Source organism: Lysobacter helvus, assembly GCF_018406645.1.
In the GTDB taxonomy this organism is placed as follows: Bacteria; Pseudomonadota; Gammaproteobacteria; order Xanthomonadales; family Xanthomonadaceae; genus Noviluteimonas; species Noviluteimonas caseinilytica.
Genome location: NZ_AP024546.1, coordinates 1,122,312 through 1,138,594, shown reverse-complemented (window position 1 = coordinate 1,138,594; position 16,283 = coordinate 1,122,312). Strand labels below are relative to the sequence as shown.

The 16,283-nt window shown below is 68.2% G+C and carries 16 protein-coding genes; 7 read left to right on the top strand and 9 right to left on the bottom strand.

The window, feature by feature from the left end:
* Positions 1-26: 26 nt before the first annotated feature.
* The 4 genes from LYSHEL_RS05630 to LYSHEL_RS05615 form a co-directional block, all read right to left on the bottom strand.
* A complete protein-coding gene (locus LYSHEL_RS05630; protein ID WP_213436534.1) occupies positions 27-2,183 on the bottom strand; it encodes a prolyl oligopeptidase family serine peptidase in 2,157 nt (718 codons plus the stop codon).
* 85 nt (positions 2,184-2,268) lie between these two features.
* Positions 2,269-2,580 (bottom strand): hypothetical protein, encoded by a 312-nt coding sequence (locus LYSHEL_RS05625; RefSeq protein ID WP_213436532.1) that lies wholly within the window; start codon positions 2,578-2,580, stop codon positions 2,269-2,271.
* 73 nt (positions 2,581-2,653) lie between these two features.
* Entirely contained in the window at positions 2,654-3,574 is a 921-nt protein-coding gene (locus LYSHEL_RS05620) for a patatin-like phospholipase family protein (protein WP_213436530.1), read from the bottom strand.
* Entirely contained in the window at positions 3,571-4,539 is a 969-nt protein-coding gene (locus LYSHEL_RS05615) for a helix-turn-helix transcriptional regulator (protein ID WP_213436528.1), read from the bottom strand. The genes LYSHEL_RS05620 and LYSHEL_RS05615 overlap by 4 nt, the downstream gene beginning before the upstream one ends.
* Positions 4,540-4,577: 38 nt before the next feature.
* Here LYSHEL_RS05615 and LYSHEL_RS05610 point away from each other — a divergent pair, with 38 nt between their 5' ends.
* From LYSHEL_RS05610 to LYSHEL_RS05595, 4 genes are read left to right on the top strand one after another with little or no spacing between them, the layout of a single operon-like run.
* Positions 4,578-7,457, top strand: a complete 2,880-nt coding sequence (locus tag LYSHEL_RS05610) for a molybdopterin oxidoreductase family protein (protein WP_213436526.1) — start codon at positions 4,578-4,580, stop codon at positions 7,455-7,457.
* On the top strand, positions 7,454-8,206 hold the full coding sequence (locus tag LYSHEL_RS05605) for a 4Fe-4S dicluster domain-containing protein (RefSeq protein ID WP_213436524.1): 753 nt from the start codon (positions 7,454-7,456) through the stop codon (positions 8,204-8,206). The genes LYSHEL_RS05610 and LYSHEL_RS05605 overlap by 4 nt, the downstream gene beginning before the upstream one ends.
* A 9-nt stretch (positions 8,207-8,215) precedes the next feature.
* Positions 8,216-8,560 (top strand): heavy metal-binding domain-containing protein, encoded by a 345-nt coding sequence (locus tag LYSHEL_RS05600; RefSeq protein ID WP_213436522.1) that lies wholly within the window; start codon positions 8,216-8,218, stop codon positions 8,558-8,560.
* Positions 8,561-8,568: 8 nt separating this feature from the next.
* A complete protein-coding gene (locus LYSHEL_RS05595) occupies positions 8,569-9,522 on the top strand; it encodes a dimethyl sulfoxide reductase anchor subunit family protein (protein ID WP_213436520.1) in 954 nt (317 codons plus the stop codon).
* Here LYSHEL_RS05595 and hemC read toward each other — a convergent pair.
* From hemC to LYSHEL_RS05575, 4 genes are all read right to left on the bottom strand, one after another.
* Positions 9,516-10,427 (bottom strand): hydroxymethylbilane synthase, encoded by a 912-nt coding sequence (gene hemC, locus LYSHEL_RS05590; protein ID WP_213436518.1) that lies wholly within the window; start codon positions 10,425-10,427, stop codon positions 9,516-9,518. The genes LYSHEL_RS05595 and hemC overlap by 7 nt on opposite strands.
* Positions 10,428-10,619: 192 nt before the next feature.
* On the bottom strand, positions 10,620-11,351 hold the full coding sequence (locus LYSHEL_RS05585; RefSeq protein ID WP_213436516.1) for a LytR/AlgR family response regulator transcription factor: 732 nt from the start codon (positions 11,349-11,351) through the stop codon (positions 10,620-10,622).
* The gene (locus LYSHEL_RS05580) at positions 11,348-12,427 is read right to left on the bottom strand and encodes a sensor histidine kinase (protein ID WP_213436514.1); all 1,080 of its coding nucleotides are present in this window, start codon (positions 12,425-12,427) and stop codon (positions 11,348-11,350) included. The genes LYSHEL_RS05585 and LYSHEL_RS05580 overlap by 4 nt, the downstream gene beginning before the upstream one ends.
* A 2-nt stretch (positions 12,428-12,429) precedes the next feature.
* A complete protein-coding gene (locus LYSHEL_RS05575; protein WP_213436512.1) occupies positions 12,430-13,110 on the bottom strand; it encodes an alpha/beta hydrolase in 681 nt (226 codons plus the stop codon).
* Positions 13,111-13,245: 135 nt separating this feature from the next.
* On the opposite strand from LYSHEL_RS05575, the gene LYSHEL_RS05570 reads away from it, so the two are divergent.
* Genes LYSHEL_RS05570 through LYSHEL_RS05560 form a run of 3 tightly spaced genes read left to right on the top strand, consistent with a single transcriptional unit; the run spans position 13,246 to position 15,847 of the window.
* Positions 13,246-14,901 carry a TPR end-of-group domain-containing protein gene (locus LYSHEL_RS05570; protein WP_213436510.1) on the top strand — a complete coding sequence of 552 codons (1,656 nt, stop codon included), beginning with the start codon at positions 13,246-13,248 and terminating at the stop codon, positions 14,899-14,901.
* Positions 14,902-14,922: 21 nt separating this feature from the next.
* A complete protein-coding gene (locus tag LYSHEL_RS05565) occupies positions 14,923-15,450 on the top strand; it encodes a hypothetical protein (protein ID WP_213436508.1) in 528 nt (175 codons plus the stop codon).
* 28 nt (positions 15,451-15,478) lie between these two features.
* Entirely contained in the window at positions 15,479-15,847 is a 369-nt protein-coding gene (locus LYSHEL_RS05560) for a hypothetical protein (protein WP_213436506.1), read from the top strand.
* A gap of 33 nt (positions 15,848-15,880) precedes the next feature.
* On the opposite strand, the gene LYSHEL_RS05555 is transcribed toward LYSHEL_RS05560, so the two are convergent.
* Positions 15,881-16,276: a cupin domain-containing protein gene (locus LYSHEL_RS05555; RefSeq protein ID WP_213436504.1), complete on the bottom strand. Its 396-nt coding sequence runs from the start codon at positions 16,274-16,276 to the stop codon at positions 15,881-15,883.
* Positions 16,277-16,283 lie beyond the last annotated feature (7 nt).

Below are 16,283 nucleotides of genomic sequence, written 5' to 3'. Positions count from 1 at the left end.
ACGGGATCAGCAGCGGAAAAGACGGATCACTTCGAGAGGGTCTGCCACAGGAAGGTGTAGGCCAGCGCGTTCATGTGCGCGGACTGCGCGTTGTTCGCCGCGCCGCCATGGCCGCCTTCGATGTTCTCGAAGTAGCGCACGTCCTTCTTCGCTTCCAGCATCTTCGCCATCATCTTGCGCGCGTGCGCCGGATGGACGCGGTCGTCGGCGGTAGAGGTGAGGAAGAGCGTCGGCGGGTAATCCTTCGCCGGATCGAACAGCTGGTACGGCGAGAAGGTCTTGATGTACTCCCAGTCCGCCGTGTCCGGATCGCCGTATTCGGCCATCCACGACGCGCCGGCCAGCAGGTGGCTGTAACGCTTCATGTCGAGCAGCGGCACCTGCACCACGATCGCGCCGAACAGCTGCGGATACTGCGTGAGCATGTTGCCCATCAGCAGGCCGCCGTTGCTGCCGCCCATGATGCCGAGGCGCTTGCTGTCGGCCACGCCGGTCTTGGCGAGGTCTTCGGCCACCGCGGCGAAATCTTCGTACGCCTTGTGGCGGTTGGCCTTCAGCGCCGCCTGGTGCCAGCGCGGGCCGTACTCGCCGCCGCCGCGGATGTTGGCGACCGCATACGCGCCGCCCATCTCCAGCCAGCCCTTGCCGACGCTGCCCGAATAGGCGGGCGTCATCGAGACTTCGAAGCCGCCGTAACCGTAGAGCAGCGTCGGCGTCGAGCCATCCGCCTTCATCGCCTTCGGGCGCACGAGGAAGTACGGGATCTTCGTGCCGTCCTTCGACGTGGCGAAGTGCTGTTCGATGACGTGCGTGTCGGCGTTGAAGAACTGCGGGTTGGACTTGAGGACTTCCGGCGGCGTGTTCGTCGACACGTCGGCAAGCATCAGGCTGGTGGGCGTGAGGTAATCAGTGGAGGTGATCCACACCGCATCGCTGGTGTCGGAATCGACCGCGGAAACGCTGACCGTGCCGAGCGTCGGGGCGCCAGCGAGCGGATGGGAAATGAATCCTTCGTCGAGGTCGCGCGCGCCCGGAGCGAACCGGAACACGCTCAATTCATTGCGCACATCACGCATGACGTTCAACACCAGCGCGTTCTTCGTCCACGCATACCCGGCGAGCGAGCTGTGCTCATCGGGCGTGAACAGCTGGAAGAAACCGCGCTTGCCCGCCATGAAGTCGTCGAACTTCGTCGCGATCAGCGCGCCCGCGGGATACGTTTGGCCACCGGCTTCATAGGGATCGCGCAGTTCAAGCAACAACCACGCTCCGTGCACGGATTTATTCGCCGAATTCGGCGCATCGATCTTGACCAGCTTCCCGTCGCTGCCGCGCAGGTACAGCTCGTCGTTGTAGAACGCGATCGTGCGGCTGACGAAATCGCGCTTGAACCCCGGCGTCTGGTCGCGGAAGCCGGAGATATACATGTCTTCCGGCTGGCCCTCGTACACCTTCGTCGCGGCGGCCATCGGCGTGCCGCGCGACCACTGCTTCACGATGCGCGGATAGCCCGAGGGCGTCATGCTGTTGCCGCCGAAGTCGGTGAAGACGTACACCGTGTCCTTGTCGATCCAGCCCAGGCCGCCCTTCGCTTCGGGACGGAAGAAGCCGTCGCGGACGAACTGCTTCGTCGACAGGTCGAACTCGCGCGTCACGTCCGCATCCGAGCCGCCGTTCGACAGCGCCACGAGGCACCGCGTGTAGTCGGGCTTCAGGCAATCCGCGCCGTGCCACACCCACGCCTTGCCCTCGGCCTTGTTGAGCGCATCGAGGTCGAGCACCGTTTCCCACTGCGGGTCCGGCTTGCGGTATTCGGCCAGGGTCGTGCGACGCCACAGGCCGCGCGCGTGGTCCTTGTCCTTCCACAGGTTGTAGTAGAAGTCGCCGATCTTCTCGACGCCCGGGATCTTCGCGGTCGAATCGAGGATGGCGAGGATGTCGCGCTCGAGTTTGCGGAATTCCGGCTTGGTCGCGAGTTCCGCTTCGCTGTGCGCGTTCTGCTCGCGGACCCAGGCGATCGGCTTGTCGCCGTGCACGTCCTCGAGCCATTGATAGGGATCGTTGGCCACGGCGTCCTCCTTGGCGGGCGTGCCGTCCGCCGCGAAGGCTGCGCCACCGATCGAAACCAGGCCAAGGCCGAGCACGGCCCCGAGGACGAGACGATCAGGCGACACCTTCGGCATGCGCGACTCCGGCGACAAAAAAAGAGTCGCCAACGCTAGCACGCCACCTGCGGGGCGGACCCCTGCCGGAGGCCCGCCGGAGGGGTCAGGCCGCGCGCAGCCCGCGCAGCGCACGCGCGCCGCGATCCCGGCGGCGCATGGCCTGCGCCCCGGTGCGACGACGCTTGTACTGGCCGCCCCGCGCGACGGCCGCCGGCCAATGCGGCAGTGCAAAACGATGCAGCGCCCACAGCGCCATCGCCGGCATGGCGACGAGCCACATCGGCAGGTAGCCGAACCACGTGGTGTTTTCACGCGCGAAGGGCAGCAGGATCACGGCGGCGGCGCCCCATGCGAGCCAGGTGCGGAGGACGCGGGCGATGCGGGGGTTGGCGAGCGAGGCGTCGGTGCGGTGCATGGCGATGGCTCCGTTGGGCTTGCGACGGAGCATTGCGTGGGGTCATCTCACGGGCTGCGACCCTGCGAGGAACTCAGTACCCGGCCGCGTCGAGCGCCTTGTCCGCTTCCTGCCGCCCCACCCCGATCAATTCCTTCGCCCGCCAGAATTCGTAGAACTGGCACGCATCCCGCGGAATGCGGATCACCAGCTCCGGCGGATCCAGCGCCAGCTGCACGCGCGAGATCTGCGCCTGCATCAGGTCGAGCGAACGCGCCATCAGGTCCGTGAAGCCCAGGCGCGAGCGCGCGACGTCCGCCGTCGACGTCGCATCGTCGCTGCGCAACCACGCGCGGAACCACGAGGGCCCCCCGGATTTCGGCATGTCGCCGGACGGCGCACCTTCCTGCGCCGGCTCGCCCGGCGGACGCTGCGGCCAGCCATGCATGTCGACCGCGATCAACCGATGCGCATCCGACAGCCGCGTGGCCGCGATCGGCAACGGCGCCAGCAACCCGCCATCCACCAGCGCGCGCCCGTGGATCATGTGCGGCGTGAACAAGCCGGGGATCGCGAACGACGCGCGGATCGCATCCCACATGTCGCCCTCGCGCAACCACACCTCGCGCTGGCGCATGACATCCACCGCCACCGCGGTGAAATCGATCGGCAGGTCTTCGATCCGCGGCGAGCCCGCGATCTCGCGCAGCGCCTCGATCAGCCGCGCGCCTTCGAACAGGGCCGAACGCCCGAAGCCCGGATCGAGCAACCGCAGCATCGCGCGCCGGTCAAGCGTGAGCAGCCAGTCGCGATACGCCGGCAACTTGCCGCTCGCGTGCAGCCCGCCGACCAGCGCGCCGCTCGACGATCCCGCGATCGCGACGATGTGGATGCCGCGGGCTTCCAGCGCCTCGATCACGCCGATCTGCGCCAACCCGCGCGCGCCGCCGGCGCCGAGGACGAGCGCGACCTTCTCTTCCGGGCGGATCCTGGGTGCGTCGGCGGGCGGCGTCATCGATCGTAGTTCGAGATCGCCAGCGACAGCAGCGAACGCGCCTGTTCGCGCAGCACCGGCGGCTCGACGATCTCCGCGTCCGAGCCGTAGTGCAGCACGTCCATCAGCAGCTCGCGCGCATTGCTGTACGGGATCTTGAGTTCGTAGCGCCCGTCCGGCAGGAACCGCCCCTGCTGCTGCGAATGCCAGCGTTCGTCCGCCACCCAGCGCGCGGCCTTGGCGCTGAACAGGATGGTCGCCCAGTTCTTCGGCGGGCCGGAGAAGATGCCGTAGCTGGAGGCCAGGTGTTCGTCGAGGTCGGCGTCGCCGATGTCGCGCGCCGTGCCGTCGAGCAGCTTGGCCGCGCCGATGCGGTCCACCGCGAAGCTGCGCAGGCCCTCGCGATCCTCGTCCCAGGCATCCAGGTACCAGTTGTCGCGGTAATGGGTGATGCGCTGCGGCGACACCGTGCGGCGCGTCTTCTCGTCCGTGGAGCGCGCGCGGTAATCGAAGGACAGCTTGCGCCGCCCCAGCACCGAGGAGGCGACGACGCGGAACACATGCTCATCCAGGCGGCGCGGGCGGCTGGCGATCACGCGCACGCGCTCCACCGGCCACTTCTTGCCGCCGGCCTGTTCCTCGAGCAGCTTTTCCACGCGCTGCTGCAGCGGCGCCAGCGCCGTGGCCAGCAGGCCGCCACCGCTGCGCGCCAGCAACTGCTGCGCGGCGAGCAGCGCATGCAGCTCTTCCGAGTTCAGCCACAGGCCCGGCAGTTCGAAGCGGTCGTTCTCGGCGGCGTCGTAGCGGAAGCCGGCCTCGCCGTCGCCGATCACCGGCGCCATCAGCCCGTCGCGGAGGAAGGCCAGGTCGCGGTAGGCAGTGGCGCGCGAGCAGCCCAGTTCCTCCTGCAGCCGCGCGACGGTGACCGGATAGCGCGCCGCCTTGAGCAGGCGGTGCAGGGCGTTGATGCGTTCGTAGCGGTCCATGGCCGGGATTATGCAAGACCGCCGCTACAATGCGCCGCATGCGCGAGCCCACGCTCAATCCTTCGCCGTCGCCCGGCGACGCCGTCCACGCGACGACCTGCTACATGTGCGCGTGCCGTTGCGGCATCAAGGTGTGGACGCTCGAAGGCCGCATCCGCTACATCCAGGGCAATCCCGACCACCCCGTGAACCGCGGCGTGCTCTGCGCGAAGGGCTCGGCGGGGATCATGCAGCACTACTCGCCGGCGCGGTTGTCGCGCCCGTTGCTGCGGACGGGCGAGCGCGGCTCGGGCGAATTCAAGGAAATCAGCTGGGACGAGGCGATGGAACTCGCCACGTCGTGGCTCGCGCCCATCCGCGCACGCAACCCCGACGAACTGGCGTTCTTCACGGGGCGCGACCAGTCGCAGGCGCTCACCGGCTGGTGGGCGCAGCAGTTCGGCACGATCAACTACGCGGCGCACGGCGGCTTCTGCTCCGTGAACATGGCCGCGGGCGGGCTGTACACGCTGGGCGGTTCGTTCTGGGAATTCGGCGAACCGGACTGGGACCACACGCAATACCTGATGCTGTGGGGCGTGGCCGAAGACCACGACTCCAATCCGATCAAGCTCGGCCTCGGCAAGCTGAAGGCGCGCGGCGCCAAGGTGGTCGCGGTCAATCCGGTGCGCACGGGGTACGGCGCGATCGCGGATGAATGGATCGGGATCCGGCCCGGCACCGACGGCCTGTTCGCGTTCGCGCTGATCCACGAATTGCTGCGCAGCGACCGCATCGACCTGGAGTACCTGGTGCGCTACGCGAACGCGCACTGGCTGGTGGTGCGCAATCCGGGCGGCGCGGACGATGGCTTGTTCGCGCGCGACGGCGAAGGCCGCGCGCTGTGCTGGGATCGCGAACGCGGCGCGGTGGATGCGAACGCCGTGGACGTGGCGCCCGTCGTCATCGGCGAATACACCTTGCCCGACGGCCGCACCGCCGTCCCCGTCTTCCACCTGGTCGCCGACCGCTACCTCGATCCGCAATACGCGCCCGACGCCGTCGCCGAACGCTGCGGCATCCCCGCCGACACCATCCGCCGCATCGCGCGCGAACTGGCCGCCGCCGCCTTCGATACGAAACTCTCGCTGCCGATCGCCTGGACCGACAGCTGGGGCCGCGAACACGCGTCGATGGAAGGCCGCGCGGTGTCGATGCATGCCATGCGCGGCATCAGCGCGCATTCCAACGGCTTCCACACTTGCCGCGCGCTGCACCTGCTGCAGTTGCTGCTGGGCGCGGTGGACGTGCCGGGCTCGTTCCGCTTCCAGCCGCCGTTCCCGAAGCCGATCCCGCCGGCGAATCGCCCCGGCAAGACGCGTCGGCCCGATGGTGGCCTCGACGCCGCACCGCTCGGTTTCGTGCACACGCCCGAAGACCTCGTCGTCGACGCGCAAGGCGCCCCGCGCCGCATCGACCACGCATATTCCTGGGCGTACCCGCTCGCCGCGCACGGCATGCTGCACACCGTCATCCGCAACGCGTGGGCGGGCGACCCGTACAAGATCGACACGCTGCTGATGTTCATGGCGAACATGAGCTGGAACTCGGCGATGAACACCTCCGAGACCATGCAGTGGCTCACCGACAAGGACGAGAGCGGCGAGTACCGCATCCCGCGCATCATCTACAGCGATGCGTATGCGTCGGAAATGGTCGCCTACGCGGACCTCGTGTTGCCCGACACCACGTATCTCGAACGCTTTGATGCGATCTCGTTGCTCGATCGCCCGATCTCCGACGCCGACGGCGCGAGCGACGCGATCCGCCATCCGATCTTCGATGCGGCGACGCAACCCACCGACGACAACCGCCCGCGCGACGTGCGCGGCTTCCAGTCGGTGCTGCTCGATCTCGGCGCGCGCCTCGGATTACCCGGCTTGGTGCACGCCGATGGTTCGCCGCAATATCGCGACTACGCCGATTACATCGTCCGCCACGAGCGCGCGCCCGGCGTGGGCCTGCTGGCGGGTTGGCGCGGCGAAGATGGTACGCAGGAAGGCAAGGGCGCGCCGAATCCCGACCAGCTCAAGCGCTACATCGAACACGGCGGTTTCTGGCACACGCCGGTCCCGGAGGCGGGGCGCTATTACAAGATGGCGAATCGCGACTACCTGCAGTGGGCGCACAAGCTCGGCTTCGTCGCCAACGACCAGCCGATCGTGATGCAGCTGTATTCGGAGACGTTGCAGAAGTTCCGCCTCGCCGCGCAAGGGCACGGCACCATGCAACCGCCGGATCGCCATCGCACGCGCGTCGCCACGTATTTCGATCCGCTGCCGATCTGGTACGAACCGTTCGAGCACGACGAGACCTCGCGCGAGGCCTTCCCGCTGAGCGCGATCACGCAGCGCCCGATGTACATGTACCACGCGTGGGGATCGCAAAACGCGTGGCTGCGGCAGATCCAGGCGCGCAACGCGCTGTACGTACATCCGGCCACGGGCGCGAAATACGGTCTGGCCGAAGGCGACTGGGCCGAAGTCGATTCGCACCACGGCACGATCACCGTCGAAGTGCGTTTCGCGAAGAACGTGCAGCCCGACACCGTGTGGAGCTGGAACGCGATCGGCAAGCGGCGCGGCGCGTGGCGCCTGGCGAAGGACGCACCGGAAGGCACGAAGGGCTTCCTGCTCAATCACCTGATTTCCGACGTGACGCCGAAGGGCGATTACGCGAACGCCGATCCGGTGACCGGGCAGGCCGCGTGGTTCGACCTGCGCGTGCGCATCCGCAAGAGCGACCAGGCCGGCGAAAGCGCGCCGCAATTCCCGCCGCTGCCGTACCGCGAAGCCGACGAACGCCCGCTGCGCTACGGCGCCGCGCTGCGCAACCTCGAACATCCCGGCAAGAGCAAGCCGAACGCGAGCAAGACATGACGCAGCTGCCGCCCCCGTCGACGAAGAAGCTCGGCCTCGTCATCGATCTCGATACGTGCGTCGGGTGCCAGGCCTGCGCCGTCGGCTGCAAGCAATGGAACAGCGGCGGCATGGCCGGCCCGGTGACGGACGAACAGCCGTACGCCAAGGATCCGTCGGGCGTGTGGTTCAACCGCGTGCACAGCTACGAACTCGAGCAGGTGCCCGCCGCGGACGGCGCGCCCGCGCAACCGGCGATGACGCTGCACTTCCCGCGTTCGTGCCTGCATTGTGAAACGCCCGCGTGCGTCACCGTGTGCCCGACCGGTGCGAGCTACAAGCGCGCGTCCGACGGCATCGTGCTCGTCGACGAAGACAAGTGCATCGGCTGCAAGCTGTGTTCGTGGGCCTGCCCGTACGGCGCGCGCGAGTACAGCGAAGTAGAAGGCGTGATGAAGAAATGCACGCTGTGCGTCGACCGTATCTACAACGAGAACCTGCCCGAATCCGAGCGCGAGCCCGCGTGCGTGCAGGTGTGCCCGACGCGCGCGCGCCACTTCGGCGACCTGGGCGATCCGGAATCGGCGGTGTCCAAGCTCGTCGCCGAGCGCGGCGGCCTGCCGCTGCTGCCCGAACTCGGCTATGCGCCCGTCAATCGTTACCTGCCGCCGCGGCCGCGTCGCGCCGGCGGCGAAGAAACCGTCGTCGTTGCAGAACCCGAAGTCGATGCCACGCCGAAACGCTGGCTCGATCGCCTCCTCCGTCGCTAAGGAATCGCCATGGCCGATGAAACCCCCATCCTCGTCACCACCACGAACACCTTCGAAGGCCGCCGCATCGTGGCCTACAAGGGGCTCGTCGGCGGCGACGCGATCCTCGGCGCCAACATGTTCCGCGACTTCTTCGCCGGCATCCGCGACATCCTGGGCGGCCGCTCGGGGTCGTACGAAAAAGTGCTGCGCAAGGCGAAGACCGAAGCCGTCAACGACATGATGGAGCAGGCGCGCGAAGCGGGCGCCAACGCGGTCGTCGGCGTGGACCTCGACTACGAGACCATCCAGATCCAGGACGGCGGCAGCATGCTGATGGTGAGCGCGTCCGGCACCGCGGTCGTGCTGGAGTAACGCCGCACATGCATCCCGCGCTGTCGGTCATCTTCTTCACCACGCTGTCGGGCGCGGGATACGGGTTGTTGTTCTGGGCGGCGTGGCATGCGCTGACGGGCGTCAGTTCGGCGCGCACGCTCCTGGTGAGCATCGCGGTGTCGATCGTGCTGTCGACGATCGGGCTGCTCAGCTCGACGCTGCACCTCGGCAAGCCGATGCGCGCATGGCGCGCGTTCTCGCAGTGGCGGACCTCGTGGTTGTCGCGCGAAGGCGTCGCCGCAATGTTGACATTCGGAATCGCCCTGTTGCTCGGCGCAGCCGCGTTGCCCGGCATGCTCGATGCCAACGCAACGGGTTCGGCCGTGCAGCTGGGAATCGCAGGCATGGGCGTCGCCGCCCTCTCGATCATCGCCGCGCTCGTGACTGTCTACTGCACCGCCATGATCTACGCGTCCCTCAAGCCGATCCCCGCGTGGGGCCATCGCCTGGTGCCACGCGTGTACGTGCTGTTCGCGCTGTTCACCGGCGGCCTGTTGTTCTGCGCCATCGCCACGCTGCTGGGGCGCGAAGTCCGCAACGTCGCCGCGCTCGTCGCCATCGTTGCCGCACTGCTGCTGTGGGACCAGAAGCGTCGTTACTGGCGCGACATCGATGCGCCGCTGCCTGCAACGCGCGGCGACGCCATCGGCCTCCCGAACCGCACCGCCACCGTCTTCGAACGCCCGCACACCGAGGCGAACTACCTCACGAAGGAAATGGGCTTCGTCGTCGCGCGCAAGCACGCGAAGACGTTGCGACGTCTGGCCATCGTGCTGTTCGCCGTGCTGCCGATCCTGGCGTTGCTGCCGGTGTTCGTCTTCGTGCACCTGGACACCGCGCCCTGGTACACGGCCGCCGCGCTGTCCGCGCTGGCCGGCGCCTTCGTCGAACGTTGGCTGTTCTTCGCCGAAGCGAAGCACATGGTGACGCTCTATTACTGAGCGTCGATGAGTTCGCGGGCGCCCTGCGAGAGCAGGCGCTCGGCGACTTCGATCCCCAGCGCTTCCGGATCCGTGCCTTCGCTGGCCGCGCGCACCAGGCGCCCGTCGAGCGACGAGCCCACCAGCCCCTGCAGGTCCAGCTGCGTGCCTTCGCGTCGCGCGAACGCCGCGACCGGCACGTGGCAGCTGCCATGCAACGCACGATTCATCGCGCGCTCGGCTTCCACGCAGATGCGCGTCTCCGCATCGTCGAGCGCGGCGCACAACGCGTGGATCTCCGGCGCGTCGTCGCGGCATTCGATCGCGATCGCGCCCTGCGCGGGTGCGGGCAACCACGCCGGCGCATCCAGCCGCGCACGAATGCGCGATTCGAAGCCGAGCCGCGCAAGCCCCGCGCACGCCAGCACGATCGCGTCGTACTCGCCCGCATCGAGTTTCGCGAGCCGCGTGTTGACGTTGCCGCGCAGGTCGCGCAACACCAGGTCCGGCCGCCGCGCGCGCAACTGCGCCTGGCGACGCAACGACGACGTGCCCACCATCGCGCCCTGCGGCAACGCGTCGAGGTCGTCGTAGTGGTTGCTCACGAACGCATCGGCGTGGTCCGCGCGCGCCAGGATCGCCGGCAGCATGAAGCCCGGCTCGAGCACCATCGGCACGTCCTTCAGCGAATGCACCGCGCAATCGGCTTCGCCGCGCTGCATCGCGATCTCGAGTTCCTTGAGGAACAGGCCCTTCCCGCCGATGGCGGCCAGCGACCGGTCGAGCACTTCGTCCCCGCGCGTGCTCATGGGCACGAGGATGACGTCGAGCCCCGGATGCGCGGCGCGCAGGCGGTCGGCGACGTGTTCGCTCTGCCAGAGGGCGAGGGGGGACTTGCGGGTGGCGATGCGGAGGGGGTGATTCATGGCGGGATTATCGCCGATGGAAAAGCGGGAACAGGGAATGGGGAACAGGGAGACAGCATTCGATGCGACGGCCCCCGCGCGAGCCGAAGTCCGCCCTCAAGCTATTCGAAGCGCAACGCATCGACCTTCGGCCGGTGGGGCTGAAGCGCGGCAGCAAGCCGGTTTTCCCCGTTCCCCGTTCCCGCCGTTGCCCTACAGGTGCTTCACCGTCTCGCGCAAATGCGCCACGCACCGCCGGCTCACCTCGAGCGGATGGTTGCCGTGCCGCAGCACGGCCTGCACGTGCCCGTCGGGCGCGCGCTTGAGTTCGACGATTTCATGCCGCGCGACCAGGCAGTTGCGATGGATGCGCACGAAGCGGTCGCCGAATTCCTCTTCCAGCGACTTCAGCGATTCCTCGATCAGGTCTTCGCCGCGCGCGTGGTGCACGACCACGTATTTCTCTTCGGCCTGCAGGTAATGCACGTCCTCGACCGGGATCAGGCGCAGGCTGCCGCGCAGGCGCGCGCACAGGTGCGTGCGCAACTGGTCGCTGGCGGGCGCGCCGTCGCCGTTGGTGCGGCCGGCGGCGAAGGTGCGCGCGCGTTCGATCGCGGCGGCCAGGCGTTCGGCCCGCACGGGCTTGACGAGGTAATCGATGGCGGCCGCTTCGAACGCCGACAACGCATGCGCGTCGTACGCGGTGCAGAACACCACCGCAGGCCGTGGTTCGAATGCAGCGAGATGTCGCGCCGCTTCGAGGCCATCGATGCCGGGCATCGCGATGTCGAGCAGCACGAGGTCGGGATGATGCTGTGCGCAGGCATGCAGCGCTTCGCGCCCGTCGCCTGCTTCGGCGACCAGCTCGACGCCGGGTTGCGCGGCGAGCAGATCGCGCAGGCGTTCGCGCGCGAGGGGTTCGTCGTCGGCGATCAGCACTCTCACGATCGACCTCCTGCAGGGAGCGGGACTCGAAGCTCAGCCAGATAGTAGCCCTCGTGCCAACGCCCGTGCACGCGCGCCTTGGGTCCGAAGGTATACGCAAGGCGATGGGCGATGTTGGTTTGCGCGTGCCCGCTGCCCGCGCGGGGCTCCAGCGGCCCCCCGCCGGACATGTCGCGCTCCCGGGGCGCGGGGGCCGGATTGTGGATGCTGACCTGCAGGTGTTCGTGGTCGCAGGTCACCTCGATGTCGATGGTGCCGCCCGCGGGGAGCCTTGAAATCCCGTGCAAAACCGCGTTTTCGACGAGGGGCTGCAACACCAGGCGGGGCAACGGCAGCTGCCAGGGCAGGGGTTCGGCCTTGCGCCAGCGGACCTGCAGGCGGTCGCCCAGGCGCAGTTGTTCGATCGACAGGTAGCGCTCGGCCAGTTCCACTTCCTCGGCCAGGCTCGATTCGCCCTTGCCGGCGCCCAGGGCCGCGCGGAACAGGTCCGACAGGTCCAGCACCGCGCGCTCGGCCACGTCCGGGTCCCGGCGTACCAGGCCGACGATGGTGTTCATGCTGTTGAAAAGGAAATGCGGCTTGATGCGGGCCTGCAGCGCGTCGGCCTCGGCGCGCGCGCTGGCGCGCACCTGCGCCTGCCAGCCGTCCACCGCGTACAGGTAACGCAGCACCACGCCCACGATCAGCGAGGTGATGGCCGCGCTGCCCAGCACGAAGCGATGCAGCGTGACCGAGGTGGGCACCAGGTCCGACCCGAGGCCGTGGTCGACCGCGTGCACGAGCGCGGCACCGGAGGCAGCGATCAGCGCCGCCAGCACCACCGCGCCGGGCCCGCCGACCCAACGGCGCAAGGTCGAGAGCTTGCGACGGGACACGCACAGCACCACCGACACCGTGAGCGCGAGCCACAACGCGAACCCGCTCGCCGAGGCGAAGCGGGCCAGGGTCCATTCGGCTTCGGCCGAGGGCGAGAGCGCGATGACGGCGACCACGAGTTCGGCCACCGCGAGCACGGTGGCCAGCCGCCCGAGGCGGCACAGGTCCGGCAACCAGGGTTCGCCGGGGGCGGCCTCCATCGTCAGCCCGCGAGCCTGCGCTCGAGCCAGTCCCCGAGATCGCGGATTTCCTCCGGGCACACCGCATGCGGCATCGCATACGTGCGCCACGTGACATCGAAGCCCTGGCCCGTCAGCAGCGATGCGGTGGCATGCCCCGCCTGCACCGGGATCACCGGGTCCGCATCGCCGTGCGCGAGGAACACCGGTTGGCGCTTGGCCGCATCGGTGACCGATTCGCGCGCCATCTGCTCGGACATCGGCAGGTACGTGGACAGCGCGATGAGGCCGGCGAGGGGATGCGTGCGCTTGAGGCCCGCGGCCAGCGTGATCGCGCCGCCTTGCGAGAACCCGGCGAGGAACGTGCGTTCCGGCGGGATGCCGCGTGCATGTTCGCGATCGAGCAGCGCGCCCACCTGCGCGGACGAGACCATCACGCCATCGGCGTCGGCGCGGTTGGCCAGGTCGAAATCGCGGATGTCGTACCAGGCGCGCATGCGCATGCCGGCATTGATCGTCACCGCGCGCACCGGCGCATGCGGGAACACGAAGCGGATCGACGGCCAGCCATGGCGCACCAGTTCGGGCACCAGCGGGACGAAATCATGTCCGTCCGCGCCCAGCCCGTGCAGCCAGAGCACGCTCCAGCGCGGATCCGGCCCGGTCTCTTCCTCGATGGTTTCCAGCAGGTCGATCGCTTCCATCCGCATGCTCCTCCGAACGGCCGGAGTCTATGCCAACCGGGACCGGACGGGCCGGGAAAGCGGCAGTGTCCGTTCGCCGGCGCGCGGCACGTTGGCCCGGGGATCGACGCTGCATTCGCACGGGGAGACGGTTCGATGCTCGCGGGCCTGTTCGCCGAACTCCGCCGACGCCGCGTCTTCCGCGTTGCCCTCGTCTACGCGGTCGCGGGCTGGCTGGTGATCCAGGTGGCGGCCACGGTGCTGCCGAGCCTGCACCTGCCGTCCTGGACCGTCACCCTCGTCATCGTGCTGGTGGTGCTGGGGTTCCCGATCGCCTTCGCGATGGCGTGGATGTTCGATGCCGGCCCGCGCGGGCTGGAGCGCACGCTGCCGTTGCAGGAAGTCCCGGTCGCCGTGCCCGCGCCGGTCGCGCCGATGGCGCCGATCGCATCGCCTTCGCCCGAACCCGAAACGCCCGTCGCCGCAACGCCCGATCCGCCGCCGCAACGCGCCATCCTGCGCGACGACCGCCGCACCATCGCCGTGCTGCCCTTCGTCAACATGAGCGGCGATGCGGAGAACGAATACTTCAGCGACGGCATCGCCGAGGAAATCCTCAACCTGCTCACGCAACTGCCGCAGCTCAAAGTGGCTTCGCGCACCTCGTCGTTCGCCTACAAGGGCAAGGACGCCGCGATCCCGGTGGTCGCGCGCGAACTCGGCGTCACCACGTTGCTGGAAGGCAGCGTGCGCCGCGCCGGCGACCGCGTGCGCATCACCGCGCAGCTGATCGACACCGACAGCGATTCGCACCTGTGGTCGGAAACCTACGATCGCGAACTGAAAGACGTATTCGCGATCCAGGACGACATCGCGCACAGCATCGTCAAGGCGCTGCAGGTGACGCTGACGCCGCAGGAGCGGCGCGCGATCCAGTCGGTCGCCACCTCCGACCCCGAAGCCTACGACTACTACCTGCGCGGCCGCAGCTACATGTATTCGATGGCGCGGCGCGATTACGAACACGCGATCCGGATGTTCGAGCAGGCGATCGCGGTGGACTCGAAATACGCGCTGGCCTATGCCGGCATGGCCGACGCCTACGCCAACCTGTATCGCTACGCCGAAGCCACCACCGAGAACGTGGAGCGCGCCAACCGCGCCAGCGAACAGGCCGTCGTGCTGGATCGCGAATCCGCAGAAGCCCACGCCTCGCGCGGCCTGGCGTTGCTGATCAGCGAGCGCTACGACGAGGCCGAGGTCGAATTCGAAACCGCGACCACCAAAAACCCGAACCTCTTCGACGCGTGGCACTACCACGGCCTAGCCAGCTCCTCGCGCGGCGACTTCGAAAAAGCCGCACGCCTGTACGCGCGCGCCGCGGAAGTGAACCCGGACGACTTCCAGGTGCCAATGTTCCTGGCCATGTCGCTGGCGTCGCTGGGCCGCAAGCAGGACGAGATGCGCGTGCGCCTGGGTGCGCTCGGCACGCTGGAACGGCACATCAAGCTCAATCCGCACGACACGCGCGCGTTGTATTTCGCGGCGCAGAACCTCTACCGCGTCGGCGAGAACGAAAAGGCCCGCGCGATGGCCGAGCAGGCGCTCAAGCAGGCGCAGGATGAGCCCGTCGTGCTCTACAACGTGGCGTGCTTCTATGTCGGACAGGGCGACCTGGAGCGTGCGATCGACCTGCTCGAACGCGCCGTCAGCCTCGGCTGGGGCGACCGCGCCTGGATGGAACACGACAGCGACCTCGACCCCCTGCACGACCATCCCCGCTTCAACGCCCTGCTCGCGCGAATTCACTAGGCCGGGCCTATCCTCGGCCTCATGCGTCCTTCCCGGCGACTCCAGCGGATCGTCCTCGTCGCCTTCGTGGTGACCTTCGCCTGCACGCGGCTGCTCGTGCTGCTGATCATGGCGCGCAAGCTGCCGGACCTGTACGTGCACGTCGGCGGCACGCACGTGCACCACCTCAACTTCGGGATCGTGGTGCTCGCGGTTGTCGGCGCTGCGTTGTTGTTCGCGCAACCGCGCGGGCGATGGCGCGACGTGGTAGCGGCGGGTTACGGGATCGGGTTGGCGCTGACGTTCGATGAATTCGGCATGTGGCTGCACCTGGGCGGGAGCTACTGGCAGCGCGCCAGTTTTGATGCGATCACGATCGTGGGCGGGTTGTTGCTGCTCGCGGCCTGGGTGCCGCCGCCCGTGGAATGGACGCGGCGCGGCATCACCGCGGCGGGCCTGATGCTGGCGCTGCTGGCTGTGTTCTTCTGGCGCCTGTCGCTATCGTTGTCCCCGATCGAACAACGCGCGCTGCCGGCGCTGGAGCGGATCGAGCAACAAGGTCCGCACTGACGCCCGCGCACCCAACGACGAGGTTTGCATGCACGCCACCATCTTCACCGAACTGCGGTTCTGGCTGCTCATCGTCTTCTCGGCCGTGGTGCCGACCTGGATCTACGTCGCGCTGCTGCGCAAGCGCGCGATCTCGCGCGCCACGGTGCTGCTGTTCGGCTTCGTGCTCGTGCTGATCTCGGGGCTCGACGTGTACCTGTTGCAGAGCCTGGCCAACGCCGCCGGCAGCAGTCCGTCGCTGCAGGACGACAAGATCTTCCGGTCCGAAGTGTCGCTGGCGCTCTACCTGTTCCCGGTGATGTTCGGTGGCATCGGCATCAACATCATGTCGCACATCCTGGTGAGCCATTTGCTGGATGCGGAGGCGCGGTTCAAGCGCGGGTCGCCGGAGGAGTGAGGCGCCGGCTGCCTGGGTCCTGACCGGAGGCGGTCAGGGCGCGCCCGCGTCCTTGCAAGCCGGGTCCGACGCCGCCGAGGGCTTGTTCTCCACGAGCAATGCATGCGACGGCGTCTTGCCGGTGTTTTCGCCGGTGTGCGTCTGCGCCGGCGACCAGAGCACGTCGCCCTGCTTGAAGCTGCGATGGATCACCTTGCCGTCCGGCAAGTGGATGTCGCGTTCGAAGGGCGCAAGCGCATAGAGCACGAACGAGGGATGGTGGTGCGGGTGCGTCATCTGCCCGGGCGTGTCCTGGTAATCCAGCACGCGCACGCACGCATTCTCGAGGAGCACCTTGTACTTGTCGCCGTCGGTGACGACGGCATCCTGCGCGTGCGCGGGAAGGGCGACGAGTGCGGTGACCAACGCAACAATCCACTTGAATTGCATGTCAGGC

Coding starts and splice junctions, on each gene's coding strand:
- LYSHEL_RS05630 (WP_213436534.1), bottom strand. CDS start 2,183: ATGCCGAAGGTGTCGCCTGATCGTCTCGTCCTCGGGGCCGTGCTCGGC.
- LYSHEL_RS05625 (WP_213436532.1), bottom strand. CDS start 2,580: ATGCACCGCACCGACGCCTCGCTCGCCAACCCCCGCATCGCCCGCGTC.
- LYSHEL_RS05620 (WP_213436530.1), bottom strand. CDS start 3,574: ATGACGCCGCCCGCCGACGCACCCAGGATCCGCCCGGAAGAGAAGGTC.
- LYSHEL_RS05615 (WP_213436528.1), bottom strand. CDS start 4,539: ATGGACCGCTACGAACGCATCAACGCCCTGCACCGCCTGCTCAAGGCG.
- LYSHEL_RS05610 (WP_213436526.1), top strand. CDS start 4,578: ATGCGCGAGCCCACGCTCAATCCTTCGCCGTCGCCCGGCGACGCCGTC.
- LYSHEL_RS05605 (WP_213436524.1), top strand. CDS start 7,454: ATGACGCAGCTGCCGCCCCCGTCGACGAAGAAGCTCGGCCTCGTCATC.
- LYSHEL_RS05600 (WP_213436522.1), top strand. CDS start 8,216: ATGGCCGATGAAACCCCCATCCTCGTCACCACCACGAACACCTTCGAA.
- LYSHEL_RS05595 (WP_213436520.1), top strand. CDS start 8,569: ATGCATCCCGCGCTGTCGGTCATCTTCTTCACCACGCTGTCGGGCGCG.
- hemC (WP_213436518.1), bottom strand. CDS start 10,427: ATGAATCACCCCCTCCGCATCGCCACCCGCAAGTCCCCCCTCGCCCTC.
- LYSHEL_RS05580 (WP_213436514.1), bottom strand. CDS start 12,427: ATGGAGGCCGCCCCCGGCGAACCCTGGTTGCCGGACCTGTGCCGCCTC.
- LYSHEL_RS05575 (WP_213436512.1), bottom strand. CDS start 13,110: ATGGAAGCGATCGACCTGCTGGAAACCATCGAGGAAGAGACCGGGCCG.
- LYSHEL_RS05570 (WP_213436510.1), top strand. CDS start 13,246: ATGCTCGCGGGCCTGTTCGCCGAACTCCGCCGACGCCGCGTCTTCCGC.
- LYSHEL_RS05565 (WP_213436508.1), top strand. CDS start 14,923: ATGCGTCCTTCCCGGCGACTCCAGCGGATCGTCCTCGTCGCCTTCGTG.
- LYSHEL_RS05560 (WP_213436506.1), top strand. CDS start 15,479: ATGCACGCCACCATCTTCACCGAACTGCGGTTCTGGCTGCTCATCGTC.
- LYSHEL_RS05555 (WP_213436504.1), bottom strand. CDS start 16,276: ATGCAATTCAAGTGGATTGTTGCGTTGGTCACCGCACTCGTCGCCCTT.